The sequence below is a fragment of the Marinobacter sp. CHS3-4 genome (genome assembly GCF_030053415.1).
Taxonomy (GTDB): domain Bacteria; phylum Pseudomonadota; class Gammaproteobacteria; order Pseudomonadales; family Oleiphilaceae; genus Marinobacter.
In genome coordinates this window covers 877,066-902,138 of sequence record NZ_JASGBJ010000001.1, presented here as the reverse complement: position 1 = coordinate 902,138, position 25,073 = coordinate 877,066, and the positions used below count along the sequence as shown (strand labels likewise).

The following is a 25,073-nucleotide window of genomic DNA, read 5'->3' as shown; positions in this document are numbered from 1 at the left end:
GGGTCAGAGTTGAAAGTCGTAGATTGCCCCCAGCCCCAATATACCTGTCAATTCGTCCAGCGCCTTGCGTACTTCCTCAAGCAGCATAGGATCTCCCAGATCGCTCTGTACAAGCTCGTCCCGATAGTGAGCCTCCACCCAGGTCGTCAGGCGCTCGTATAGCGCATCGTCCATGATCACGCCGCGGTGCATAGCACTCAGTTCTTCGTCACTGAGCACCACCCGCAACCTCAGGCAGGCGGGGCCACCGCCGTTGCGCATGGACTGCTTCACATCAAACACTTCCACCGACGTGATTGGCCCACCACTTCGAACCAGATCATCCAGATACCGGCTGACCGTCTCGATTTCACGACATTCACCAGGTACCGCCAGCATCATCCCGTCCGGTGTATTGAGCAGCTGGCTGTTGAAGAGGTACGACGCAACCGCGTCTTCCAAAGGAACATCTTCTGAAGTGACCCTGATCGCCTCCAGCTCTGCCCCTTTCAGACGGGAACGAATATCCCCTAATACCTTGTCTTCATCCAGAAACGCCATCTCATGATAGAAAAGCGCGTTGCTATTCCCGACGGCAATCACGTCGTTGTGAAACACCCCGGCGTCGATGGCTTCCGGGTTTTGCTGGGCGAACACTACATGGTCCTTACTCAGGCCATGAAGCCGGGCAATGGCCTGGGACGCCTCCAGGGTTTGCCTGGCAGGGTACAGTTTTGGCGCTGGCGCCTGCTCGTTAAACGCCACCTGGCCATACACAAACAGCTCTACCCCTGGCTCGCCATAACCACTGCATAGGCGGGTATGGTTGGCCGCGCCTTCGTCCCCGAACTGGCTGACGGATGGCAGCGCCGGATGGTGGGCAAAATAAGCCTCGTCAGTGAAAATGGCCTTTAACGCTCGCCCGGTGACGGGGTGCTCGATGGAGCGGTGAAACTTGGCACCAAGGTTCGCGGGCGTGAAATGCACACGGTGATCTGCGGTGTCGGCGCTGGGTGAGACCGTCGCGGCGTTCGCCGTCCACATGGTGGAAGCCGACGACACTGCTGCCAGAAGCGATGGATGTCGGCTGGCTGCAGCTTCCAGCACCTCTGCATCGGCGCCGGCGAAGCCCAGCGCCCGAAGCGTTGGCAAGTGCGGGCGTTCATGGGGCGGGAGAACACCCTGAACATAGCCACGGTCTGCCAGGCGCTTCATCTTGGCCAACCCTTGGAGTGCCGCTTCTTTTGGGTTGGATACAGCGTGCACGTTGGATTTGGAGGCCACATTACCCCAGGACAATCCGGCGTAATTGTGGGTGGGGCCTACCAGGCCATCGAAGTTGGCTTCTACCGCGTGTCTGGCCATGATCAAGTCCGTCAATCGAAAGTGAGTCCTGGCGCCAGTGATTCCGGCACCTCGCTTTTATCGGCTTCCAGCGACGCCATAGGCCACGCGCAATAATCTGCCGCGTAATAGGCACTGGCCCGATGATTACCACTAGCACCGACGCCGCCGAATGGAGCTGCACTGCTGGCTCCTGTCAAAGGTCGATTCCAATTCACTATGCCGGCACGCACTTCTTCCGTGAGACGTTCATACAGCGCACGATCGTCAGTCAGGATGCCGGCGGAGAGCCCGAATTCCGTATCATTGGCCAATTCCAGCGCATGATCAAAATCGCGATACCGGTGCACCGTCAGCAGAGGCCCGAAAAACTCCTCATCAACGAGTTCCAGCCCGGTAACATCAATGACACCTGGCGAAAGCAGACCCGTTCCAGGCTGTTGCAGTGTCATTTCCAGCATTGGGTGAGCCCCTTTGCTGATGAGACTTTGCTGGGCGTCCAGCAGTTTTTCAGCGGCATGCGGCGAAATGACCGACCCCATGAAGGGCTGAGGATCGGCATCAAACGCGCCCACCTGTATCTGGCGCACCACGGACACAAAGCGATTGAGGAACTGTTCGCCTTTTTCGCCCTCGGGGATCAACAGGCGTCGGGCACAGGTGCAGCGCTGGCCGGCCGAAAGGAAGGCAGACTGCAAAGCATGGTGGACAGCGCCGTCAATGTCCGACACATCCTGAACAATCAGAGGATTGTTGCCGCCCATCTCAAGCGCCAGGATTTTTTCTGGCTTGCCGCCAAACTGACGATGCAACAGGTGCCCAACCGTAGAGCTGCCGGTGAAAAACAAACCGTCAACGCCGGGGTGATTAGACAGACCTTTACCGGTTTCTGCCGCACCCTGAACCAGATTGATCACACCACCCGGCAAGCCGGCTTTCTCCCAGATGCGCAAGGTCATTTCCGCGACGCCCGGGGTCAGTTCGCTGGGCTTGAATACCACGGTGTTACCCGCAAGTAGCGCAGGAACGATGTGACCATTCGGTAAGTGGCCCGGAAAATTATAGGGCCCAAATACCGCAACAACACCATGAGGCCGGTGCCGCAGAACGGCGTGGCCTGCCGCAACGTCCGACTCCGAGTGACCGGTACGGTCATGGTAGGCATTCACTGAAATACCAATCTTGCCGATCATCGCCGCCACTTCTGTGCGCGACTCCCAGAGCGGCTTACCTGTCTCGAGCCCTATCTGATAAGCCAGTTCTTCCTTATTATTCTCCAGCTCCCTGCCGAAGGCCTCAACAATGGCCTGGCGATCCTCAAAAGATCTCTTGCGCCAGTCGGAAAAAGCTCCACGAGCCTCACGAACAGCCGCATCGATGTCTTCAAAATTGGCGCCGGTGCCAGACCACACCACCTGCCCTGTGACAGGCTGACTGGACTCGAATTCATCCCCATGCCCCTGAATCCAAAGCCCATTTATGTACAAATCGCCTGTCAGGTTGCCCATACCGGTGCACCTCCTATCAATGGCCGCGAATGCCAGCGTGTTTGTTTTTTCTACCGTACTTGGTGGCACCGGCAACGGCCTCCTTCAAGGGTGCCAGCCTGACACGATCCCCTGCGCTAACCCCTAATGCATCAGCAATTGTCTCGCTCAGGCTCACAGTATCAAGACTCACCCAACTGGCCGGAACGGTGGTTACTCTAAAATCCTGAAACGAACCGTTGCACACCATGATTTCCGGCTCTGACTCATGTTCCCCGGCGAGCGCCTGCTTCTGCTCCGCCGTTTTCGAGCGGATCATCACAATCCGGTCCATGGAGTCGCGAATGGTTCGGACATTGTGCACAAACGCCTCAACAACGGGCCCTCCGTCGAAAATGTCCACCATGCCGTTAAAGTTGAAACCTTCGGCCTGAAGCATCTTCAGTGCCGGCGCGGTGTTGTCGTGTACCCGGCCAATCACTGCTCTCGCTTCGTCCGGCAACATCGGGAGATAGATGGGAAATTTGGGCATCAGCTCTGCAATGAAGGATTTGTTGCCAAGCCCGGACAAGGTATCTGCCTGGGTAAACTCCATATCAAAAAACTTTCTGCCCAGGGCATCCCACAGCGGGCTACGACCGTCTTTGTCTGAAACGCCCCGCATTTCTGCAAATACTTTCTCGGAGAAATGCTTGCGGAAGTGATCCATGAACATGAACCGGCAACGGGACAGAAGCAATCCGTTGCCCCCACCGCGGTGAGAGTCAGACAGTAACAGCGAGCAAATCTCCGACGTATCGGTCATGTCGTTGGATAGGTGCAAAGTCGGCGTTCGAACATGAACACCCAGTTCACGGGAGGCATTCACCGTGACACTTAACCGGTAATTGTAGAACACCTCATCCAGTCCAACCCGGGCCTGGATCCCGCTGATACCGACACACTGTTTCAGCTCGGTATCTTCCAATGCGAACAGATACAGAGCCGCCTCGGGCGCGCAGCGTTGATCGAACGCATCACGGGCATGACGAATTTTTTTCGCCAGCAGGCCCCGGTCTGCCGGCAGCGTTGTCAGGCCCTTCCCCGCCGATTGGGCCATAGCGTAAAGCGCCTCGAGATCGTTTTCCTGCAACGGTCGAATCAACAACATGGCGACCTCTCAAATCGGTAAAACCTATTCATAAAGGCACCACTCTGACCGTATCGCCAGCGTCCAGCCCCAGGGTATGCCAGGCCTTGACCGGAACCTTTGCATCCCCGGTCAACGTCTCAGTCATGGACGACACAGTGCAGCGAAATTCAACGTGCTCGCCGCCCGAAATCAGGCAGGGCTCGCCGTCTTCCGATGGCGTTCCGTGCAGAGCCGCAGCATGGCTGGCCACAATGGTTTTCAGGCTGTCTGTTCGGGCTTCGAGTACGGGACCGGCATCGAAGATGTCCAGGTAGTTTCCAGCACAGAACCCTTCCCGTTGCAGCAGCTCGTGGGTCGCCCGGGTTTTCTCGTGGGCCTTGCCCAGGGCGTCCTGGGCTTCCGGCGTTAATAGCGTGACGTAGATCGGGTTGGGTGGCATCAGTTCGGCGATGAAGGTTTTACTCAGGGCCCAGGAATGCTGATCGGCCGCCTCAAAATCCATATTGAAAAAGTGCCGGCCAAGGCTGTCCCAGAAAGGCACCTCACCCGATTCTGTCTGCACCCCCTGGATTTCCACCACCGTGCGGTCTGTAAACAGATGCCGATTGCTGGCCATAAACAACAGACGGGACCGGGACAATAATTCGAAGGCTTCCGTGTTTTTCAGAGCAGGGTCAATAGTGAACGCGCACAGCAAGGTCTGATCGGTCAGAGCATGGGACGGGTATAAAACCTCGACCCGGCGTGACACGCCCATTTCATGGGAGGCATGAACCAACGCATCCTTCCGGTAATTGTAGAACGGTTGCCCATGCCCGGCCCGGGCATCAATGCCAGCGACGCCTCTGACCAGGTTTGAGGCGGTGTCTTCGAGCACAAACAAGAATCGAGGACTTTCGTCAGAGGGGATCGTTCCCTCAAAAGACTGTTTGGAAAACGCGATCTTTTCTGCAAGCGCGTCTTCTTTTCGCGGCAAGGTCGAAGACAACCGGGGGCCTGTTCCCCCGGCCAGATCGAGAATCGCCTTCAGGTCGCCGGACTCTGCCGGTCGCACCAGCCACATAGGCAGCTCCTCTCTTATCGACTGCAGACGGTTTTCACGGCTGCTTCAAAGCGGGTCAGCGCCTCGTCGATGTCGGATTCCGGAATGATCAGCGAAGGCGCCAGGCGGATTACATTCGGACCAGCAATCAGGACCATCACCCCTTCATCGATGCCAGCTGCAAGAAACTCCTTGGCCCTGCCCTGCCATTTTTCGGTCATGACGCAACCCAGCAAAAGGCCCTCGCCGCGGACTTCACTGAACACACCGTAACGCTCGCCAATATCCATCATACCCTGTCGGAGCCGGTCGGACCTCGCAATCACGCCCTTCAGGATATCCGGCTGGCTGACGGTATCGATCACCCGCTGCGCAACGGCACAGGCAAGCGCGTTGCCGCCATAGGTACTGCCATGGGTACCCACACCCAAACTTTCGGCAATTGCGGCGGTCGTTAGCATCGCGGCCACCGGAAAGCCGCCACCAAGGCTCTTGGCCGTGGAGAGAATATCCGGGGTAACGCCGTATTTCTGGTAAGCGTAGAGATGTCCGGTACGGCCAACGCCTGACTGCACTTCATCAAATACCAACAGCGCGTCGTGCTCGTCGCACAGATCCCGCAAACCTTTCAGAAACGCTTCGTCACCCGGCAAAACGCCACCCTCGCCCTGAATCGGTTCCACCACGATGGCGCAGGTTTTTTCTTTGGAGACCAGTTTTTTCACCGATTCCAGATCATTAAAATCCGCGTGCAGAATACCGCCCGGAGCGGGCTCAAAGCCTTCGACGTATTTGGGCTGGCCACCAACGCTAACGGTGAATAGTGTTCGGCCGTGGAAGGCATTCTTGAAAGCAACAATTTCATTTTTTTCCGGCCCGTGATGCTGCCAGGAATACCGGCGTGCCAGTTTGAAAGCGGCCTCGTTTGCCTCACCACCGGAGTTGGCAAAAAACACTCGCTCGGCAAAAGTAAGATCGCAAAGGGTTTTGGCAAGGCGAAGTGCGGGCTCATTGGTCATCACATTGGACAGGTGCCAGATTTTTTCGGCCTGCTCCATCAATGCGCTCACCAGTCCGGGATGGGAATGACCCAGACAGGTCACAGCGATGCCACCGGCAAGATCCACGTATTCCCGATCTTCCTGGTCCCAGACCCTGGACCCTTCACCCCGCACTGGAATCACGGCGCCCGGTGCGTAGTTTGGCACCATAACTTCATCAAATAATTCGCGACTGACCGGTTGCTTAATCATCGGATTCTCTCTGGTGTTGGCTCAGAAATTGGCTTTTGCTTCTTATATTTAGGATTGTGTTCATGATACGCCACTCAGGGCATCAACACATCCGGAGAGCCTACGGCATCCAGTTCCAGAATTTCCAGCCGGCGCCCCGAATTTCTCCCAGTCACCGCCTTCATCACCAATTTGTAGGAGTCCAGGTCAAAGGTCACTGCCTGACGCCTCAGTGACAAGTCTTCCAACTCATTCAGGTCATGAACGGTGGCTACATGCATCCAATTGTAGACCACCAGAATATCCATTCGCTCACGTTCCTGATTCTTCTCGACAATGCCGACTGGTCCATGCCAGGGCCAGGTCTTCAGGCGAAGGTTGTGAAAGGCAATCTGCATCCTAAGATTGAACTTCACCCGATCCTCACCGCCATCACAGGCCCCCTTGCAGCGCCCGAGCGTTCGCTGAAAACAGGGGCCTTCGTTTTCCGGCTCCAGGCCCAGCAGCTTGTTGCACAGGTCGTTCTTTGCAGCGATGCCGCTCAGCGCTTTTTCCGCATCTTTTTTGCTGCGAAACAGCCCGAAGTAATCACCGAGCCGATGCGGTTCTATTTCCCTGACGAGCCGGGCCTGCAAGTAGCCGTCGTCGTTTTCGGTCAGTTCGATACTGACCAGGCTCTTGGCCGCCCGGGAACGGCGGTTGAAAAGTGGCTTCAGCTGCTTGATCTGTTTCAGCTCCAGCAACAATGCCCCCAACTCGCCGGCAGTTTCCGTCCAGTCGACACGGCGGAGACTTTCCGACATACGCACCCCGCGGCTGGTGTTGTGGTCGCCCGAAAAATGCGAGGCGACCCGCTGGGCGATGTTGGTGCTTTTGCCCACATACAACAGAACATCGTTCTCGCCATAAAATCGATAGACACCCGGTGCCCGGGGAAGGTCATGCAGAATGTCCGCGGGAAGATGCGAGGGAATGCTCGGACGCTGCAACAGAGTAGCCAAAGCCGAGTTCATGGACTCCGGCCCGTGCTCCGAAAGCGCATGCTCGAAGAAAGACAGCATGGCGGCAACGTCGCCCATGGCCCGGTGACGCTGCACCGCAGGTAGACCGTGCCTCTCGATCAATGCATCCATGTTGTGCCGTCGGAACTGCGGGTAAAGTTCGCGTGAAAGCTTGACGGTGCAGAGCACCTTCGCCGAGAACAGTCGTCCCAGCCGCCGGAATTCGGATTTGATAAAACCGTAGTCAAACCGGGCGTTGTGGGCGACAAATACCTTACCCTCCAATTGCGTCTCCAGCTCGTCCGCGATCTCTTCAAATCGGGGAGCCTCGGACACCATCTCATTCGAGATGCCCGTGAACTGCTCAATGAAGGGTGAAATACGCGTGTCGGGGTTCAACAGCGTCTGCCATTCACCCACCAGCTCACCCTCACGCCAAAAGCGTATGCCAATTTCGGTGATGCGATCGCGGGAAGAATTTCCACCGGTGGTTTCTATATCAAGAAAGGCGAATGTGTATTTATTCAGCGAATCGGTCTGGTTAGTCATGCTCTATCATACGCGGCGTGAAAGAGGACGGATGGTCTCGCAGGCGCAAGCGCTCGTTCGCCATAGACATTGGTCTGAAGAGACACAAAATTTAGTTGTGCCGTTTCGTCGCCCGGATTATTTATAACGACTCAACAACAAAAACAAGATCGTTGGAGACAACCCTATGAAATGTAGCAAACTCAGCATTGCAATTCGTACCTCGGCCACTCTTGCCGCTTTTTGCATTGCAGGCCACGCCAGCGCTGTTGAGCTGAATACCGGAAATTACAAGACAAGCCTTTACGGCTTTGCCCGCTTCGCCGCGGCGATTGATCTTGATGAGGATATCTCGGCAGGCGGTCGCGCGGGGGATTTCAGTAAAATCACAGTCGGCAATGGCGAAACGTCCGACGGACACTTTGGTGCAGATGCGACAGGTAGCCGCCTCGGCGTCGTCGTAACCAGCCCCGAAGAGGTAACCGTGCGTATCGAGATGGACTTTGACCGCGATGGCACAATTACTCCCCGACTGCGCCGGGCCTATGGTGAGTATAAGGGTGTGCTGCTGGGACAGGAATGGTCGAACTTCCATAGTTTTGTGGGCAACCCGTCAATACTGGACTGGGACAGCTTGCCCGGCCGCGCTGGCTTGCAGGGCCGTATTGCGCAGGCGCGGTATACCACCGGCAGCCTGTCATTTTCCGTTGAGGACGACACCAGCCGTGGGTCCGACAACATTGCCAACGCGGCGGGCGACAAGGTTGGTCTGCCGGTATTTACCGCAAGACTCGAAGACGGCTCAGGCGGCATGAAATACTCTGCTGCGGCCCTGGTGAAACAGGTTTCGTACGATAATGCAGCCGGCAACGACGACAGCGCTATTGGCTTCGCAGCGTTCCTGGCAGGCAGCGTCGCTCTGAGTGACATGATCAGTGTGATGGGTTCTGCCAGCTTCTCTGATGGTGCTGCAAACTACATCTATCGGTCCGGCGAGAACTTCGGTGGCTTCGAAGCCTATGCCGACGCCAATGGCGACCTGGAAACCATCGCCGCCTATGGCGCGAATATCGGTGCCAAAGTGTCATTGGGCGACGGCAGATCTATCAACATCGGCTACGGCATGACCATGAAGGACCTTGATGATGGAGTCGAGGACGCTGCTATTCCGGCAACATCCGTGGAAACCAACTCCATGCTTGCCATCAACTACCAGTGGATGCCCGTGAAAAGCGTCAACATGGGCGTCGAATTCGCCCGTTTGAGCACCGAGAACCAGAATGATGATGACGGTGATGCAAACCGCATCATGTTCGTAGGGCAATACAACTTCTAAGGGATTAGAAGGTAACTCAGGGAAGGCCCCGGCACCACGCCGGGGCTTTCCAGTGCATTTTTGGTGCAACTTATTCCAATCGATACGCTCATCCGGCACGTGCCGAAGAGTGAATAATTATTTTATCTTTACTTTTCATTGTCTTACGGATTTCTCGTATATTGGCACACCGGATGCACTGTTAGGTTAAGGGCAAGGTCGAAGTAGCCCGAATTCATTAACCTAATGAGGTGAAACCATGGAAAAGGCAACAGATCAAAAGCGGCTCTTTAACGTCACTAATCCGCAGGAAGCGAAAATGCTTGAGGATCTCCACGATTATTTTGACGGGATGTTCTTCGCCAACTGATTCACCGCTCGGGCTGGCGAGAAGCTTTCTTACTCGCCAGCCCGGAGTCGGGTTCTTACCCCACGGCTTGTCATCACACCCAACACCTCCAACAGCGACCAGAACCCACGGTCATGCACCTTCGGCGGCTTACCCTTGCCCATACGCCCCAACTGACGGGCATACCAGCTGACCTCCATCAAGGCCATATTATCGATAGCTTTGATGCCTGTCTTGATTGGCGTTACAGCACTTTCGAACGGCTCACCGGAGAGAATCCGATTCGGAAAATCCGGCTCGATTGCCGACGGTCGGGCGACACCTACCAGATCCGTCGCACCTGAAGAAACCGCTTCCGACATGCCTTGCGCGGAACGGAACCCGCCCGTCACCATTAACGGCACCGACACTGATTCGCGTACCTTCTCAGCAAACTCCAGAAAATAGGCTTCGCGGGCGCGGGTACTGGCTTTTACGTCTTTTTTGCCCTTGGCCATTGCCGGGTTCTCATAGTTTCCGCCAGAAATCTCAACAAGATCGATCCCCACGTTGGACAGTTCCTCAATCACCGCCAGAGACTCTTCCTCAGTAAACCCGCCTCGTTGAAAATCCGCCGAATTCAGCTTGATACCCACAGAGAAATCCGCACTTGTCGCCTCACGAATGGCTCGATATACCTCCATCACAAACCTGCGCCGATTCTCCGCACTGCCACCCCACTGATCGTCCCGCTGATTGTGGTGGGGCGACAGAAACTGGCTGACCAGATAACCGTGGGCGCCATGAATCTGCACCCCATCAAACCCCGCCTTTTCTGCGATGGCGGCACTGCTGGCGAACCGTTGGATGATGTCCTGAATCTCCGCCTCGGTCAGCGCGCGAGGCGTCGCAAACATGCTCTGCAATTCCTTGCGGAACGGAATGGCACTGGGCGACACCGGATCCGAATTCAGAATCTTCGGGCTTTGCTTCCCGGGATGATTCAACTGCATCCAGATCTGCCCGCCAGCACTCTTGCCAGCCACCGCCCATTCCTGAAGTAACGGAAGATCCCGTTCATCCTCAAGAACCACGTTCTGAGGCTCACCAATATGATGTCGATCAATCATCACGTTGCCCGTGATCGACAGACCAAGGCCACCCTCCGCCCACGTGCGATAAAGCGTTACCAGATCCTGAGTCATGCGATTATCGATGGTGCCCAGGGTCTCGCTCATGGCCGACTTGGCGAAACGATTGGGAATGGTCGCGCCGTTGGGGAGCGTTAAAGGCTTGGACAGTACTTCGGCGGGATTCATGTGAGCCCTCTCAGATCAATTATATTTCCGAGAGTCTGTCCGCTAAACGAACCAGGGCCATTGGCCAAAGTGACGCATCTGATTGAATCAGAGGCTGTATTAAGATATCTCAAACGTCAGAACGACGAAGGCCGGAACGCTTTTTCAGAACTGTAGAGGGCCATGGACGGCCCGAAACAAGCGCACAGGGATGTGCTTGTAGCGTGTTCTGGAAAAGCGTTCCGGCCTTGGTCGGACTCCCCGGCCAAAAGGCTCGGGAAGCAGGTCTGATCACAGTAACAGAGAGCGAATATCCCCCAGCAACTGACTTAACAGAGCCGTAAACCGGGCCGCATCTGCCCCATTCACCGCCCGATGATCGTAAGACAGCGACAGTGGCAGAATCAGCCGTGGCTGGAATTCCTGACCGTCCCAGACGGGCTTCATCGCCGCCTTGGAAAGCCCCAGAATCGCCACCTCCGGCGTATTCACAATCGGCGTAAATGCCGTGCCACCGATACCACCCAGACTGGTGATGGTAAAGCAGGCGCCCTGCATCTCAGCCGGTTTCAACTGCTTGTCCCGCGCCTTCTGAGCCAGCTCGGCACTCTCAGCAGCGAGCTCCCAGAGACCTTTCTTATCCACATCCTTGATCACCGGCACCATCAGCCCGTGGGGCGTGTCCACAGCAATGCCAATGTGAATGTACTTCTTGCGGATCACCTCTTTGCGCTCCATGTCCAACGACACGTTAAATTGCGGAAGATCCGCCAGCGCTCGGGCACAGGCTTTCAGAATGAACGGCAGCGGCGTCATCTTCACGCCACGCTTCTCGCCGGCGGCCTTCTGAGCCTTGCGGAAATCCTCCATGTCGGTGATGTCTGCATCTTCAAACTGGGTGACGTGCGGCACGTTCAGCCAGCTGCGCTGCATGTTGTTGGCCGTGGCAAACATCATGCGGGACATGCTTTCCCGTTCAATATCACCAAACTGGCTGAAGTCCGGAAGCTTCACGCCTGGAATTCCGGCGCCACCGCCGCCAGCAACCGTGCTGCCCTGCTGAGTCTGCGACAGCTGGCCTTTCACATAGGCCTGAACGTCGTCTTTCAGAATCCGGCCCTTGGGCCCTGAGCCCTTGATTCGAGTCAGGTCAGCGCCGAATTCACGAGCCAATTTTCGTACCGCCGGGCCTGCGTGTACCTTGGCACCGGGCGTGGGTGGCTCGTAGGTCGACGACGCAGGCTCTGGCCTGGCTTCCGAGTCACTTTTCTCTTGGGCCGCAGGCTTGCCTTCGTCTTTATCGGAAGCTGATTGATCAGGCTTGGGCTCCGGCTCTTCGGCTTCGCCCCCTCCTTCATCGCTACCGTCGGTAATCGTCATCTCCGCCAGATCATCGCCTTCAGAGAGCTTGTCACCTTCTGAAACCAGGATCTTGCCGATCTTGCCAGCATAGGGAGAGGGAATCTCCATGGTCGCCTTGTCTGATTCCACGGTCACCAGTGGGTCGTCCACGCTAACCTCGTCACCCTCGCTAACATTGATCTCGATAACCGGCACGTTATCAAAACCATCCAATGCAGGTACTTTGATGGTTTCCGTTCGCGAGCCACCGGATTTCTTTGGCGCCGGCTTTTTGTCTTCGGACTTGTCCTCAGAGTTTTCGGCTGAGGCCTCTTCTTTGGCAGGCGACGTGCCTTCGGAACCCGCCTCTTCTGACCCGCTGTCGCTGCCTGAGCCATCATCACCGCCACCGGCATCACCAGCGGACTCCATCATGCCAACAACATCGCCTTCCTTAACCTTGTCACCCACCTTGACGGTGATCTTGGTAATCTTGCCGGCTCCCGGCGAGGGCAATTCAACCGAGGCCTTATCAGACTCGACAGTCAGGATCGGATCTTCTTCCTCAACGGAATCACCCTTGCTGACAAGAATTTCGATGACCTCGACCTCGTCTGCACCGCCAAGATCCGGGACCTTTATTTCCTGCTCACTCATAGCGGTCTCCTTAGCTCAGCACCGGGTTCGTTTTGTTGCGATCGATTCCGTACTTGCGCATAGCGTCGAGAACCACGTCCTGCTTGATCTCTCCATCACGGGCCAGAGCTGAAAGCGCCGTTACCGCAATGTAGTAGCGATCCACTTCAAAATGGCTGCGAAGCTTTTCGCGGGTATCACTACGGCCATACCCGTCGGTGCCCAGTGTCAGGTAGGTTTTGGGAATATAGGCCCGCACCTGCTCGGAAAGCAGCTTGATGTAATCGGTCGAAGACACAACCGGGCCCTGCTGCTTTTCCAGGCACTGAGTGATGTAGGGCTTCTTGGCGGTATCGTCCGGGTGCAGGCGATTCCACCGCTCCACATGCATACCGTCACGGGCCAGCTCGTTGTAGCTGGTCACGCTCCAGACATCGCTGGCCACCTCGAAGTCGTCCTTGAGCAACTGAGCCGCCTGGCGGGCTTCATTGAGAATCGAACCTGCACCCATCAGTTGAACCCTCGGCGTCTTTTTCTTGCCCTTGGTTTCAACGGATTCGAGAAGATACATCCCTTTCATGATGCTGTCTTCGATGCCTTTGGTTTTCGGCATCGGGGGCTGCTCGTAGTTTTCATTCTCGATGGTCAGGTAGTAATAGACGTTTTGGTTGTCCTCAAACATCTCCTTGATACCACGCTGAACCACAACTGCCATCTCATAGCCGTAGGACGGATCGTAGGACCGACAGCTCGGAATGGTCTGGGCCAGAATATGGCTGTGGCCGTCCTGATGCTGAAGACCCTCGCCGTTGAGCGTGGTGCGCCCAGCGGTGCCGCCGACCAAAAAGCCACGGGCCTGGATGTCACCGGCCGCCCAGGCCAGATCACCCACGCGTTGGAAACCGAACATCGAATAGAAGATGTAGAAGGGTATCAGCGGGAAATTATTGGTGCTGTAGGAGGTTGCAGCTGCAATCCAGGCCGCCATGGACCCGTCCTCATTGATACCTTCCTCCAGCACCTGCCCCTTCTTGTCTTCCTTGTAATACATGATCTGATCACGGTCTTCGGGCACGTATTTCTGGCCTTCCGACGTGTAGATGCCCAACTGGCGGAACATGCCCTCCATACCAAAGGTACGGGCTTCATCAGGCACGATCGGGACCACACGTTTACCAATGCGCTTGTCTTTGGTCAGCGCGGTCAGCAGCCGGACAAAAGCCATGGTGGTGGAAATCTTGCGCTCGTTGGAACCTTCAAGCAGGGCCTTGAAGGTATCCAGCGGAGGCGTTGAAAGCGGCTGACAATCCTTGCGGCGTTTCGGATAGAAACCGCCCAATTCCTGCCGGCGCTTTTTCATGTAGACCATTTCCGGGCTGTCCGGCGCCGGACGGTAATAGGGTACGTCCTTCAGTTCGTCATCCTTCAGCGGTATAGCGAACCGATCACGGAAGGCTTTCAGCTGCTCCACGTCCATCTTCTTGAGGGAGTGAGCGGTATTCTGTGCTTCGCCGGCCGTCCCGAAACCATAGCCCTTGACGGTGTGTGCCAGGATTACGGTCGGGCGATTGCCGTGGTCGTTAACCGCCTTGTGATAGGCTGCATAGATCTTGTAAGGATCGTGACCACCGCGGTTAAGTCTGTTGATGTCATCATCCGAAAGATTTTCAACCAGCTTTGACAACTCCGGATATTTGCCAAAGAAGTTCTTACGCGTATAGGCCGGTCCATTGCTCTTGAAGTTCTGTAACTCGCCGTCGACCGCTTCATCCATCACACGCTGCATCAAGCCGTCTTTGTCTTTCTCGAATAACGGATCCCACATGCGACCCCAGACAACCTTGAGCACGTTCCAGCCGGCGCCCCGGAAGATGCCCTCCAGTTCCTGAATGATCTTGCCATTGCCGCGCACCGGACCGTCCAGACGCTGCAGGTTGCAGTTCACCACAAAAATCAGGTTACTGAGATTCTCCCGGCCCGCCATTGAAATGGAGCCCAGAGTTTCAGGTTCATCACACTCGCCGTCGCCCACAAAACACCAGACTTTCCGCTCGCCCATGTCAATCAGCTCGCGGTTGTGGAGGTACTTCATCACGTGAGCCTGATAGATGGCCTGAATCGGGCCCAGGCCCATAGACACCGTGGGGAACTGCCAGTAGTCCGGCATCAGCCAGGGGTGCGGGTAAGACGACAAGCCCGTGCCGTCGACTTCTTCGCGGTACTTGTCCAGTTGTTTCTCATCAAAACGACCTTCCAGATACGAACGGGCATAGATGCCGGGAGACGAATGGCCCTGGAAGTAAACCAGGTCGGACTCGCGCTTTTCGTCGCCGCCGTGGAAGAAATAGTTGAAACCCACGTCGTAAAGCGTAGCGGCAGAAGAAAAGGACGACACGTGGCCACCCAGATCACCGGGGCGCGTGTTGGCCCGCATCACCATCGCCATGGCGTTCCAGCGGATCAGCGACCGGATTCGACGCTCCATGAACAGGTCACCGGGCATCCTGGCTTCCTGAGTCACGGGAATGCTGTTGCGGAAGGGGGTCGTGATGGAATAAGGCAGTTCAGTACCGTCCCGGCTGGCCCGCTCTGACAATCGTTCAAGAATGTACTTGGCGCGATCAACACCCTCCTGCTCAATCAGAGACTCCAACGCATCCAGCCATTCGCTGGTTTCTATGGGATCTTCGTCCTGGTACATCAAAACCTCCCGTCGACATAAATAGTGCGCTTGTACAAAGTGCAGCTTCGAGTTAATCAAGCATAGAACACGATGACGTTTTTGACCGCCCGTAACCACGAGACCTTTTGCCAACCCCACTGATAATAGAATTACGGCAAACCCGTAACTTTATTACATTTTGGCTAAACTTCAGGGCTAGATGGCAAGAAGAGTCAAGGAAACACCAAAACTTTTAGTTTAATTACGCAATATTGTAGAAGCGCCCCCGTGAAAACAAGCGTCTCAAGACTAAGGTCGTAGGAAAACTACGCGCCCAAGAAGGTTACCGTGCTAAACAAAAACCGCGCGACAGGCTCAAGCATGCGGCGACTGCACGCCTGCAATTAACTGTTTTAATTGCACTTAAAATGCAGAAAACGCAAAGGAATCTCCCGTCTTTTATTAGACCTGAAAACACTTCCTTTATTGTGTATACTCCGCTGCCCGATTTTTAACCAGCGGGCCCGCGGTTTTTCCGGGCTCTTATGACATCAACGCAGCCACGTTTGGCGACTGACAGAGAGGGCGATCAATGAATTCAATCGTCACGTTCCCGAACCGTATTCCAACGGTCGAATTCGAAGAGCGCAGATTCAAGGTCTATACCGACAAGCAACTGGACAAGATCGACGTCATCCAGAATCTTCCGGAAGAGACGCTGTTCGAGATGAAAGTGGTAGCCAGTGTGCTGCCCTTCCGGGTCAACGAATATGTGATAAACGAGCTCATCAACTGGGACAAGGTTCCGAACGACCCCATCTATCAGCTTGTATTTCCGCAGAAAGGCATGCTCAAAGACGCCCATTTTGAGCGCATAGCCACATTGCATCGCGAAGGCGCGGACAAGAAAGAAATCCAGGCGGTTGCAAAGGAAATCCGCGATGAACTGAACCCACATCCAGCAGGCCAGATGGAAATGAACATGCCTACGCTCGATGGCGAGGTTCTGGACGGCGTACAGCATAAATACCGCGAAACCGTGCTGTTCTTCCCGGCTCAAGGTCAGACGTGCCACTCCTACTGCACCTTCTGCTTCCGCTGGGCACAGTTCGTCGGCGACAAAGACCTGAAAATGGCCAGCACCGAAGCCGAGAAGCTTCATGGCTACTTAAAGGAGCACACAGAAATCAGCGACCTGCTGGTCACCGGTGGCGACCCCATGGTCATGAAAACCAAGAACCTGGTGCAGTATCTGGAACCGCTGCTAGAGCCGGAATTCGACCACATCCAGACGATTCGCATCGGCACCAAGGCACTGACCTTCTGGCCGTATCGGTTTGTGACTGATAAAGATTCTGAAGAGTTGATCGACCTGTTCGCACGCCTGGTCGATGGTGGCAAACACGTGGCTATCATGGCCCACTACAACCACTGGCAGGAAATCACCACCGATATCGCGGAAGAGGCCATCCGTCGCATTCGCGCCACGGGAGCCGAGATCCGCGCCCAGGGTCCGCTGATCAAGCACGTGAACGACAACGCTGACGACTGGGCCAAGCTCTGGGACAAAGAAGTCTCACTCGGCATCATTCCCTACTACATGTTTGTCGAGCGCGACACCGGCGCCAAGAACTACTTTGAAGTACCGCTGGTCGAAGCCTTCAACATCTACCGCGAGGCGATCAAACAGGTATCAGGCCTGGCACGCACCGCGCGCGGCCCCTCCATGAGTGCGGGCCCCGGCAAAGTGGAAGTTCAGGGCATCACCGAAATCCATGGTGAGAAAGTGTTCGTCCTGCGCTTCATTCAGGCCCGTAACCCGGACTGGGTTCAGCGTCCGTTCTTTGCCAAATACAGCGAGACAGCCACCTGGTTGCACGAGTTGGAGCCTGCGTTTGGGGAAGAAAAGTTCTTCTTCGAAGACGAGTACGAGGAAATGAAAAAAGGTAACGGCTAGGATAGCCGGCTCGCGTTAGAAACCCCGCTTCCGGCGGGGTTTTTTATGGGCGCATTCCAGCGACTGCAGCACTTATCCTACTGAATATAACTCTGATAAAGGCGCTCGTAGTCGCCTCGGCTCTTGAGATCATCAAGCCCTTCACGGAACTCCTTGCAAAGCGCTTTATCCCGAAAGAGAGCGGGGTAATAAGTGGGCGTGCTGAACACCGAATGAAAATGAACATCGCGATGGCTCATCAAGGCAGGCGGCATCTGCTTTCGGTACCACTCAAAAATGACCTTGTCGATGACCAGCAGATCCGCCCTCCCCATCCAGAACATTTTTACCTGAGCGGCCTGGCTGTGGTGCTCCATATAGAGTGAATCGTCCCCCCTATTCTGTGGAGCAAACAGACCGTAAAACTCATCGCCCAGATCCTGATAGGCGCGCTCCCAGGCCACAACCCGATAGCTTTCGAGATCACCAATCTCATCAACCATCATGCCCCGATCAGCCAGACTAACGGCGACATTCTCGAATTTGATGAACTGCTCCACCCGGCAAAGAGCCGGGTCGTCACTCCGCGCCGTGGCAACCGCGTCTACCCTGCCTCGCGTGACCGCATCCACCAGCGCGCCGTTGTCAAAATGTTCCACCACCAATGAATGGCCAGAGGAAGCCAGGGCCTCTCTGAAAATGTCGATTTCCAGTCCTTTACCATCTCGCCCGAACACGAACGGAGGTTTGTCCTTACCAAAACCCACAACGACCTCTGAGCCAGTCAAGAGGCCGGAAAATGAACAGGAAACAATAAAGACAATAATACAACGCATGGTGGTAAGCGGCACCGTCGCACATCGGACATCTGAAAGGGAGTATAGCGACACTTTGGGATTTGTCGCGTAAGCGCACCTGCATGACGGGCCTCTACCTCTGTCACTTCGGCACGAAATCTTCGGGTTTATCCTTCAGCCAGACGACAAACCGCCGCAATTCGTCCAGTTCCAGCAGAGCTTTGCGGGTGTTGTAATGCAGGCCCAGCTCAAGCTCGCCGCACGCTTTGTGAATGGCATTGTGGCAGGGTCGGCACACCCAGAGCGTTCTGGTGACCAGGTCCTCTTTACTGAACAGTTTCTGGAAACGTTTTTTGCGATGAAGCCGCTTGGGGATCAAATGGTGACGCGTGAGCTTTGCCACGGGGCGTTCGCAAAGCTCACATTCGTCGGGCTGGGGCGGCAGTCTCAGCGACATATCAGTGCATGAGGGTATACAGCTTTCGCCGATAAGTTCGGACATCCGGGTTGTTATTACCCAGCTTGTCGAATAGCTCTATTAAGGTCGTTTTAGCGACCTCGTCCTTGTATTTGCTGTCTACCTGCATAAGGCGAATCAGCAATTCCATCGCCTCGGCGTTGTTCTCTTTCAAAATGTGGTGCAAGGCCAGCAAATGCAGCGCATTGGGATCTTTGGGGTCTTTATCCAACGCGTCTTCAAGCTCTGGCACCGGCGGCAGCTCCGCTGAGGCTTTCAGAAACTTGATTCGTGCCGCCAGCTGTTTGGCTTTGTGCTGCATTTTTTCTTCCGCAGGAAGACTTTCGAACACCTGCTCCGCCGTTTCAACGTCGCCGAGCTCTGCCTTCAACTGTGCGATGTCGATCAGCACTTTGATGTCGTCTGGATTCTTTCGATTCAAATCTGTCAGCACGGCCAACGCGGCCTCGATATCCCCCTCTTCCCACAGTCGCTGGGATTTGTCATAAGGGTCTTCTTCTGGCGCTTCAACGTGCTTGTCCAGCATCTGACGGATATCGCCCTCAGAGCGCCCTTCATTGAAACCGTCCACGGCCTGGCCATCCTTCACCAAAATCACCGTTGGCAAACTGCGAACGCCCAGGCTTGCCGTTAATTGCTGCTGATCGTCAGCGTTGACCTTGGCCAATCTGAACGCGCCCTGATACTCGTCTGCCAGCTTGTCCAGAATCGGCATGAGTTGTTTGCAGGGCGCACACCACTCCGCCCAGACATCCACCAGCACGGGAACTTGGGCAGAAGCCTCCATCACGTCCTGCTGAAAGTTTTCCATTGTGGCTTCGAAAATATGTGGTGAATCGATCATAAGGGCACCTGGTGCTCGTCTTTTAAAAGTTGGATTGCTGTTGTGAATTGGGGCAGGTGAACGGATTTCAAGGCACAACCGTACTGCACGGCTGGCTGGCAAACGACTACCTTGAAAAACAGACCGTCGCCGCTAGATAGGCAATACGCAGGCTTATTTCTGCTTAACACATACTCCGGAGGATGCTGAATCGGATGAACGACGAAAACCGCAACGACGCGTTTGAAGCGCTCGACGAAGACGTCACCGAATACATTGGCAAAGACGAAAACAGCAAGAGCCTGGTTCTGCCAAAACAGCAGATGCCGCGCCGGATGTATGTGCTGCCTGTGTCGAACCGGCCGTTCTTCCCGGCTCAGGTGCAGCCTATCGTGGTCAATCAAAACCCCTGGCAGCAAACTCTGAAGCGCGTCGGTGAAACGGACCACAGGGTTCTGGGCATATGTTTTGTCGAAGACAGTGACCCGGAACAAGGGGTCCCAGGTAGTGAAGAGCTTGAGACCATTGGCTGCGCGGTTCGCGTTCATCACGCCCAGGAGGATAGCGGCAAGATTCAGTTTATCGCCCAGGGCCTGCAGCGATTTCGAATAACTCAGTGGCTGCGACGCAAGCCACCCTACCTGGTGGAAGTAGAGTATCCCGAAGAGCCCGACGAGGCGGCCGACGAACTCAAGGCCTATACGATGGCCATTATCAGCGCCATCAAGGAGCTTTTGCGCACCAACCCGCTGTATGGCGAAGAGGTGAAGCAGTACCTGTCCCGTTTTGGCCCGGACGACAGTTCACCCCTGGCCGATTTTGGCGCGTCCATGACCAGCGCTCCCGGCCACGAGCTGCAGGAAATCCTGGACACCGTGCCGCTACTGAGGCGAATGGAAAAAGTGCTGCTACTGATGGCCAAGGAACAGGAAGTAGCGCGCCTGCAGGCAGAGATCAGCGAAGAAGTGAACGACAAGGTTCAGAAACACCAGCGCGAATTCTTCCTGAAAGAACAACTGAAAGTGATTCAGCGCGAACTGGGTATGGCCAAGGATGACAAGACCGCTGATGCCGAGCGCTTCCAGGCGCGGATGGAAAAACTCGATCCGCCGGAGCAGGTGCAGGAACGCTTTGACGACGAGCTACAGAAACTTCAGGTGCTGGAACAGGGCTCGCCGGAATACGGCGTCACTCGCAACTACCTGGACTGGCTCACCCAGGTTCCCTGGGGCGTGTCGTCCGAAGATCATTTCGACCTGGCCGAAGCCCGCCGCATTCTCGACCGGGATCACGACGGCTTGCATGACGTGAAAGACCGGATTGTGGAATTCCTGGCGGAAGGCACGTTTAAAGGCGAAGTCAGCGGTTCCATCCTGTTGCTGGTGGGCCCGCCCGGCGTGGGAAAAACCTCCATCGGCCATTCAGTTGCCGATGCCCTGGGTCGGGAATTCTACCGTTTCAGCCTGGGCGGAATGCGCGACGAAGCCGAAATCAAAGGACACCGCCGAACCTACATCGGCGCCATGCCGGGCAAATTCGTACAGGCGCTGAAAGATTCCAAAGTGTCGAACCCGGTGATCATGCTGGACGAAATCGACAAAATTGGCGCCTCTTTCCAGGGCGACCCAGCGTCAGCTCTGCTGGAAACCCTGGACCCGGAACAGAACAAGGAATTTCTGGACCACTACCTGGACGTGCGCATGGACCTGTCCAAGGTGCTGTTCATCTGCACCGCCAACCAGCTGGACACCATTCCGCGCCCGCTGCTGGACCGCATGGACGTGATTCGTCTGTCCGGTTACATCGCCGAAGAGAAGGTAGCAATCGCCAAACATTATTTGCTGCCCAAACTGCTCAAGCGGGCAGGCTTGCTCAAAAAGCAGATGAACATCACCGACGCGGCCATCAAACAGATCATTGAAGGCTATGCCCGCGAAGCTGGCGTGCGCAGCCTGGAAAAGCTGCTGCACAAGGTGATCCGAAAAGGCATCGTGAAGCTGCTGGAAAACCCGGACGAACCGGTGAAAGTCGGCGTATCCGACCTGACCGAGCTGCTCGGCCAGCCCGCCTTCAAGAAAGAGAAATCACTGAAAGGCATCGGCGTGGTGACCGGCCTGGCCTGGACTGCCATGGGCGGTGCCACCCTGAGTATAGAGGCCTCCCGGGTCCACAGCAGCCAGCGCGGCTTCAAACTGACGGGGCAGCTTGGCGATGTGATGAAAGAATCCGCCGAAATCGCCTACAGCTATGTGTCATCGAACCTCAAACGCTATAAGGGCGACCCGACCTTCTTCGACAAATCCTTCGTGCACCTTCACGTACCCGAAGGCGCAACCCCGAAGGACGGCCCCAGCGCCGGCGTCACCATGGCCACGGCCCTGCTGTCGATTGCCAGAAAAGAAGCGCCGCAGCAGAACATCGCCATGACCGGCGAACTGACCCTCACGGGCCAGGTGCTCCCTGTGGGCGGAATCCGGGAAAAGGTCATTGCCGCCAGACGGCAAAAGATCAGCAACCTGATCCTGCCGGAAGGCAACCGTGGCGACTACGAAGAGCTGCCTGACTATTTGAAAGAGGGCCTGACGGTGAACTTCGCCAAGCAGTACAGCGACGTGTATCAGGTGTGCTTTGGCAACAAACCCAAGAAGGGAGCGTCGGTGCACTAGTCTCTGGGTGGCTTGGTGGCCTGCCCGCCTCGGAGCGATAACTTTTTCTTCGGGACAGGAACTCGCTGCGCTCAGACACCCTGTCCTGTCAGAAAAAGTCCTCGCTCCGCGGCTCATTCCGGAATGGGCAGAACAAATTTGAGTTCACTGAACTGTCAATTCGGTTTGGGGGTGGTGGTCAACTTTCTGCCGGAATAAAGATGTCTGAGCGCAGCGAGTTCTTTTTCCAAAGAAAATTGACCACCACCCCCGAACCAGCCCGCAAACTCAAGATTTGGCCTTCCAGCCATCCTCCCGAAGCACCGGCCCCACATCCAGAACCGGCGACGCATCAATGTCGTCCGCGTCCATCATATTCGCCACCCGCTGCAAAGACGCCAGAATCATCGTCTGCTCCCACTCCGCCAGACTCTGAAACTTCTGAATAAAATTCTCCTGCAACGGCTGCGGGGCACGTGCCAGAATATCCGCACCCTCGGACGTCAAATGCGCATGCACCTTGCGTTTATCCTGGGTACTGCGCACCCGATAAACCAGCTTCCGATGCTCCAGGCGGTCCAGAATGGTTGTCACCGTCGCCTGACTCAGACTCACCTTCTCAGCAATCGTACCGATGGTGACCTCGCCCAGATCCCGAATGCTGCGCATGATCAACAATTGCGGCCCGGTCAAACCAGCATGCTTGCTCAGACGCTTGGAATGCAGGTCCGTCGCGCGAATGACGCGGCGCAAGGCCACCAGAACACCTTCATAGCTGTCCAATTCAAAACTCCAGGATTGGTTGTGAGGAAAATGTTTACACCCCTAAGTATTAGAGGTCTTTATTCCAACAAATGCAAGACGCTGTGATAAAGTCTGCACCTTTTTGAGTCACAGCCAACGGAACAATCCATTAATGACCGCTTTAAAAACACTGATCGTGACAGTAATCGCCCTGCTGGTTGCAACGGCGTCCCAGGCACAACAGGGTGAAGGAGACGTGAGCGCAGAAGACGTGAAGGATCGTATCGGCAACCTCGAAGAGCCCATGTACACCCCTTTCGTCGAACTCTACCTGTTGGAGGAAAGCAAAGCCCTGCGCAAGGAAATGATGAACACCCGCGCAGAGCTGATCGAAAAGGTGGTGGACAAAGAACTGTCCGTCGCCGACAAGACCATGTCCTACGCGACCGACACGGTGACCTACTTTTTCTACCTGATCGCGGGCGCTACCTCGATTCTGGTTATGATTGGCTGGAACTCCATTCGCGATATGCGCAACCAGTTGTCCAGCCTTGCCGAGAAGCGGGTCAACGAACTGGTCGTGGAGTATGAAAACAGACTCGATTTCATCGAAGACCAGCTCAGGCAGAAATCCGACATCATTCAGCAAAACCAGAAGGAAATTGAGCGCACGAACGAAGTGCACTCGCTCTGGCTACAAGCCAGCCAGGAAACCTCGCATCAGAATAAGATTGCGGCGTATGATGCAATACTTGACCTGCGCCCCGACGACGTAGAAGCTTTGAGCTACAAAGCCGACGCGGTACTGGAAATGCAGGAACCGTTGTGGGCGATTAGTCTTTGCCAGCGCGCGCTGAAACTGGCCCCCGGCAATGGACATGCGCTGTATCAGCTGGCTTGTGCCTATGCCGAGATTGGTCGCTGGGATGACGCAGTGGAGACGCTGAAAGGCGCGCTCGAGATTTCCGAGGCTTACAGGGACGATGCCTCAGTCGACCCCAGTTTTGCGGAGCTCACCGACCATGAGAACTTCCGCAAGCTGGTCCATCAGGATGATGAGGACTCAACCGATTCTTGACAAGGAATCGGCCGTAGTGTTTGTTTAATCCGCTGAGAACATAAGAAACCCTGAAACCTCACAGGACATAATCAATGAAGACACCCGTCAAAAAACTCGTAACCGCTATCGGTGCATCCATCGCCGTTATGGGCGCTGGCCATGCCGCCGCCGAAATCCAGATTGGTATTGCTGGCCCGATGACCGGCCCTGTTGCCCAGTACGGTGACATGCAGTTCGCCGGTGCCCGCATGGCGATCGAACAGATCAACGCCAATGGCGGCGTCATGGGCGAAGAGCTCGTTGCCGTTGAATACGACGACGTTTGTGACCCCAAGCAGGCCGTAACCGTTGCCAATAACATGGTCAACGACGGCGTTCGCTTTGTGATCGGTCATCTGTGCTCCAGCTCCACGCAGCCGGCGTCTGATATCTACGAAGACGAAGGCATTCTGATGATCACACCGGCTTCCACCAGCCCGGAAATCACCGAGCGTGGCTATGAACTGGTGTTCCGTACCATCGGTCTGGACAGCATGCAGGGCCCGGTTGCAGCCAACCACCTGGCAAGCCTGAATCCGGAGCGCGTCGCGGTTATTCACGACAAGCAGCAGTACGGTGAAGGTATCGCCACCGCGGTTCGTGACACCCTGACTGATAAGGGCATAGAAGTTGCCATGTTTGAAGGCATCACGGCCGGCGACAAAGACTTCTCTTCACTGGTTACCAAGCTGAAGCAGGCCGATGTTGATTATGTCTACTACGGTGGTTATCACCCTGAGCTGGGTCTGATTCTGCGCCAGGCTGGACAGGCTGGCCTGGACGCTACCTTCATGGGCCCGGAAGGCGTTGGTAACAAAGACATCAACACCATCGCTGGCGATGCTGCCGAAGGCCTGCTGGTTACACTGCCACCAAGCTTCGACAAGAAAGAAGAAAACCAGGAACTGGTGAAAGCCTTTACCGATAAGGGCGAAGATCCTTCCGGCCCGTTCGTACTTACCTCTTACACTGCTGTACAGCTGGTGGCCGAGGGTATCGAAGCGGCTGATTCAAAAGATCCGTTCGAAGTGGCTGACGCGCTGCGCGCCGGCACCTTTCAGACCCCGATCGGCACCGTGGAATACGATAAAGCCGGCGATATGGAGTCATTTGAGTTTGTCGTTTACGAATGGCATTCAGATGGCAGCAAAACTCCGGTAAACTAAGCCGAATCGTTAAAAGACGGTAATCAATGAGAACACCTTCTCACCGCAATCCGGGGGAAG

18 protein-coding genes are annotated in these 25,073 nt (G+C 55.6%); 5 read left to right on the top strand and 13 right to left on the bottom strand.

All coding sequences use genetic code 11. The features are described from left to right. Positions 1–3: 3 nt before the first annotated feature. From astB to QLQ17_RS04130, 6 genes are all read right to left on the bottom strand, one after another. The gene (gene astB, locus QLQ17_RS04155) at positions 4–1,344 is read right to left on the bottom strand and encodes an N-succinylarginine dihydrolase (protein ID WP_283208274.1); all 1,341 of its coding nucleotides are present in this window, start codon (positions 1,342–1,344) and stop codon (positions 4–6) included. A gap of 11 nt (positions 1,345–1,355) precedes the next feature. Beyond that, positions 1,356–2,831, bottom strand: a complete 1,476-nt coding sequence (gene astD / locus QLQ17_RS04150; protein ID WP_283208273.1) for a succinylglutamate-semialdehyde dehydrogenase — start codon at positions 2,829–2,831, stop codon at positions 1,356–1,358. 16 nt (positions 2,832–2,847) lie between these two features. After that, a complete protein-coding gene (gene astA / locus QLQ17_RS04145) occupies positions 2,848–3,960 on the bottom strand; it encodes an arginine N-succinyltransferase (RefSeq protein ID WP_283208272.1) in 1,113 nt (370 codons plus the stop codon). A gap of 28 nt (positions 3,961–3,988) precedes the next feature. Then, on the bottom strand, positions 3,989–5,005 hold the full coding sequence (locus tag QLQ17_RS04140; protein ID WP_283208271.1) for an arginine N-succinyltransferase: 1,017 nt from the start codon (positions 5,003–5,005) through the stop codon (positions 3,989–3,991). A 14-nt stretch (positions 5,006–5,019) separates the two neighbouring features. Continuing rightward, entirely contained in the window at positions 5,020–6,237 is a 1,218-nt protein-coding gene (locus QLQ17_RS04135) for an aspartate aminotransferase family protein (protein WP_283208270.1), read from the bottom strand. 74 nt (positions 6,238–6,311) lie between these two features. After that, a complete protein-coding gene (locus tag QLQ17_RS04130) occupies positions 6,312–7,766 on the bottom strand; it encodes an exonuclease domain-containing protein (protein ID WP_283208269.1) in 1,455 nt (484 codons plus the stop codon). Positions 7,767–7,932: 166 nt separating this feature from the next. On the opposite strand from QLQ17_RS04130, the gene QLQ17_RS04125 reads away from it, so the two are divergent. Beyond that, complete coding sequence (locus QLQ17_RS04125; RefSeq protein ID WP_283208268.1) at positions 7,933–9,081, top strand: DcaP family trimeric outer membrane transporter; 1,149 nt, start codon at positions 7,933–7,935, stop codon at positions 9,079–9,081. A gap of 378 nt (positions 9,082–9,459) precedes the next feature. Here the strand turns inward: QLQ17_RS04125 and QLQ17_RS04120 are convergent, their stop codons facing one another. The 3 genes from QLQ17_RS04120 to aceE form a co-directional block, all read right to left on the bottom strand. Beyond that, positions 9,460–10,707 carry an NADH:flavin oxidoreductase/NADH oxidase family protein gene (locus QLQ17_RS04120; protein ID WP_283208267.1) on the bottom strand — a complete coding sequence of 416 codons (1,248 nt, stop codon included), beginning with the start codon at positions 10,705–10,707 and terminating at the stop codon, positions 9,460–9,462. 270 nt (positions 10,708–10,977) lie between these two features. Then, positions 10,978–12,684, bottom strand: a complete 1,707-nt coding sequence (aceF, locus tag QLQ17_RS04115; protein WP_283208266.1) for a dihydrolipoyllysine-residue acetyltransferase — start codon at positions 12,682–12,684, stop codon at positions 10,978–10,980. Positions 12,685–12,694: 10 nt separating this feature from the next. Continuing rightward, positions 12,695–15,364 (bottom strand): pyruvate dehydrogenase (acetyl-transferring), homodimeric type, encoded by a 2,670-nt coding sequence (gene aceE / locus QLQ17_RS04110; RefSeq protein ID WP_283208265.1) that lies wholly within the window; start codon positions 15,362–15,364, stop codon positions 12,695–12,697. Between the two features lie 553 nt (positions 15,365–15,917). Here aceE and QLQ17_RS04105 point away from each other — a divergent pair. Then, positions 15,918–17,282 carry a KamA family radical SAM protein gene (locus QLQ17_RS04105; protein WP_283208264.1) on the top strand — a complete coding sequence of 455 codons (1,365 nt, stop codon included), beginning with the start codon at positions 15,918–15,920 and terminating at the stop codon, positions 17,280–17,282. A gap of 77 nt (positions 17,283–17,359) precedes the next feature. On the opposite strand, the gene QLQ17_RS04100 is transcribed toward QLQ17_RS04105, so the two are convergent. The 3 genes from QLQ17_RS04100 to QLQ17_RS04090 form a co-directional block, all read right to left on the bottom strand. Continuing rightward, positions 17,360–18,028 carry a substrate-binding periplasmic protein gene (locus QLQ17_RS04100; RefSeq protein WP_283208263.1) on the bottom strand — a complete coding sequence of 223 codons (669 nt, stop codon included), beginning with the start codon at positions 18,026–18,028 and terminating at the stop codon, positions 17,360–17,362. 172 nt (positions 18,029–18,200) lie between these two features. Then, the gene (locus QLQ17_RS04095; RefSeq protein ID WP_283208262.1) at positions 18,201–18,515 is read right to left on the bottom strand and encodes a hypothetical protein; all 315 of its coding nucleotides are present in this window, start codon (positions 18,513–18,515) and stop codon (positions 18,201–18,203) included. A gap of 1 nt (position 18,516) precedes the next feature. After that, complete coding sequence (locus tag QLQ17_RS04090; RefSeq protein WP_283208261.1) at positions 18,517–19,380, bottom strand: thioredoxin family protein; 864 nt, start codon at positions 19,378–19,380, stop codon at positions 18,517–18,519. A 194-nt stretch (positions 19,381–19,574) separates the two neighbouring features. On the opposite strand from QLQ17_RS04090, the gene lon reads away from it, so the two are divergent. Continuing rightward, positions 19,575–22,025 (top strand): endopeptidase La, encoded by a 2,451-nt coding sequence (gene lon, locus QLQ17_RS04085; protein WP_283208260.1) that lies wholly within the window; start codon positions 19,575–19,577, stop codon positions 22,023–22,025. A 267-nt stretch (positions 22,026–22,292) separates the two neighbouring features. On the opposite strand, the gene QLQ17_RS04080 is transcribed toward lon, so the two are convergent. Then, complete coding sequence (locus QLQ17_RS04080) at positions 22,293–22,787, bottom strand: MarR family winged helix-turn-helix transcriptional regulator (RefSeq protein WP_283208259.1); 495 nt, start codon at positions 22,785–22,787, stop codon at positions 22,293–22,295. 133 nt (positions 22,788–22,920) lie between these two features. Here QLQ17_RS04080 and QLQ17_RS04075 point away from each other — a divergent pair, with 133 nt between their 5' ends. Continuing rightward, the gene (locus QLQ17_RS04075) at positions 22,921–23,826 is read left to right on the top strand and encodes a tetratricopeptide repeat protein (protein ID WP_283208258.1); all 906 of its coding nucleotides are present in this window, start codon (positions 22,921–22,923) and stop codon (positions 23,824–23,826) included. Between the two features lie 74 nt (positions 23,827–23,900). After that, positions 23,901–25,013, top strand: coding sequence for a branched-chain amino acid ABC transporter substrate-binding protein (locus QLQ17_RS04070; RefSeq protein WP_283208257.1), 1,113 nt, complete (start codon positions 23,901–23,903; stop codon positions 25,011–25,013). The last annotated feature ends 60 nt before the right edge of the window (positions 25,014–25,073 follow it).

Bases quoted from the DNA above. Each gene is read 5' to 3' on its own strand.
- QLQ17_RS04105 (WP_283208264.1), top strand. From the start codon at position 15,918: ATGAATTCAATCGTCACGTTCCCGAACCGTATTCCAACGGTCGAATTC.
- aceE (WP_283208265.1), bottom strand. From the start codon at position 15,364: ATGTACCAGGACGAAGATCCCATAGAAACCAGCGAATGGCTGGATGCG.
- QLQ17_RS04070 (WP_283208257.1), top strand. From the start codon at position 23,901: ATGAAGACACCCGTCAAAAAACTCGTAACCGCTATCGGTGCATCCATC.
- QLQ17_RS04130 (WP_283208269.1), bottom strand. From the start codon at position 7,766: ATGACTAACCAGACCGATTCGCTGAATAAATACACATTCGCCTTTCTT.
- QLQ17_RS04120 (WP_283208267.1), bottom strand. From the start codon at position 10,707: ATGAATCCCGCCGAAGTACTGTCCAAGCCTTTAACGCTCCCCAACGGC.
- QLQ17_RS04135 (WP_283208270.1), bottom strand. From the start codon at position 6,237: ATGATTAAGCAACCGGTCAGTCGCGAATTATTTGATGAAGTTATGGTG.
- QLQ17_RS04090 (WP_283208261.1), bottom strand. From the start codon at position 19,380: ATGATCGATTCACCACATATTTTCGAAGCCACAATGGAAAACTTTCAG.
- aceF (WP_283208266.1), bottom strand. From the start codon at position 12,684: ATGAGTGAGCAGGAAATAAAGGTCCCGGATCTTGGCGGTGCAGACGAG.
- astA (WP_283208272.1), bottom strand. From the start codon at position 3,960: ATGTTGTTGATTCGACCGTTGCAGGAAAACGATCTCGAGGCGCTTTAC.
- QLQ17_RS04125 (WP_283208268.1), top strand. From the start codon at position 7,933: ATGAAATGTAGCAAACTCAGCATTGCAATTCGTACCTCGGCCACTCTT.
- astD (WP_283208273.1), bottom strand. From the start codon at position 2,831: ATGGGCAACCTGACAGGCGATTTGTACATAAATGGGCTTTGGATTCAG.
- astB (WP_283208274.1), bottom strand. From the start codon at position 1,344: ATGGCCAGACACGCGGTAGAAGCCAACTTCGATGGCCTGGTAGGCCCC.
- QLQ17_RS04140 (WP_283208271.1), bottom strand. From the start codon at position 5,005: ATGTGGCTGGTGCGACCGGCAGAGTCCGGCGACCTGAAGGCGATTCTC.
- QLQ17_RS04095 (WP_283208262.1), bottom strand. From the start codon at position 18,515: ATGTCGCTGAGACTGCCGCCCCAGCCCGACGAATGTGAGCTTTGCGAA.
- lon (WP_283208260.1), top strand. From the start codon at position 19,575: ATGAACGACGAAAACCGCAACGACGCGTTTGAAGCGCTCGACGAAGAC.
- QLQ17_RS04075 (WP_283208258.1), top strand. From the start codon at position 22,921: ATGACCGCTTTAAAAACACTGATCGTGACAGTAATCGCCCTGCTGGTT.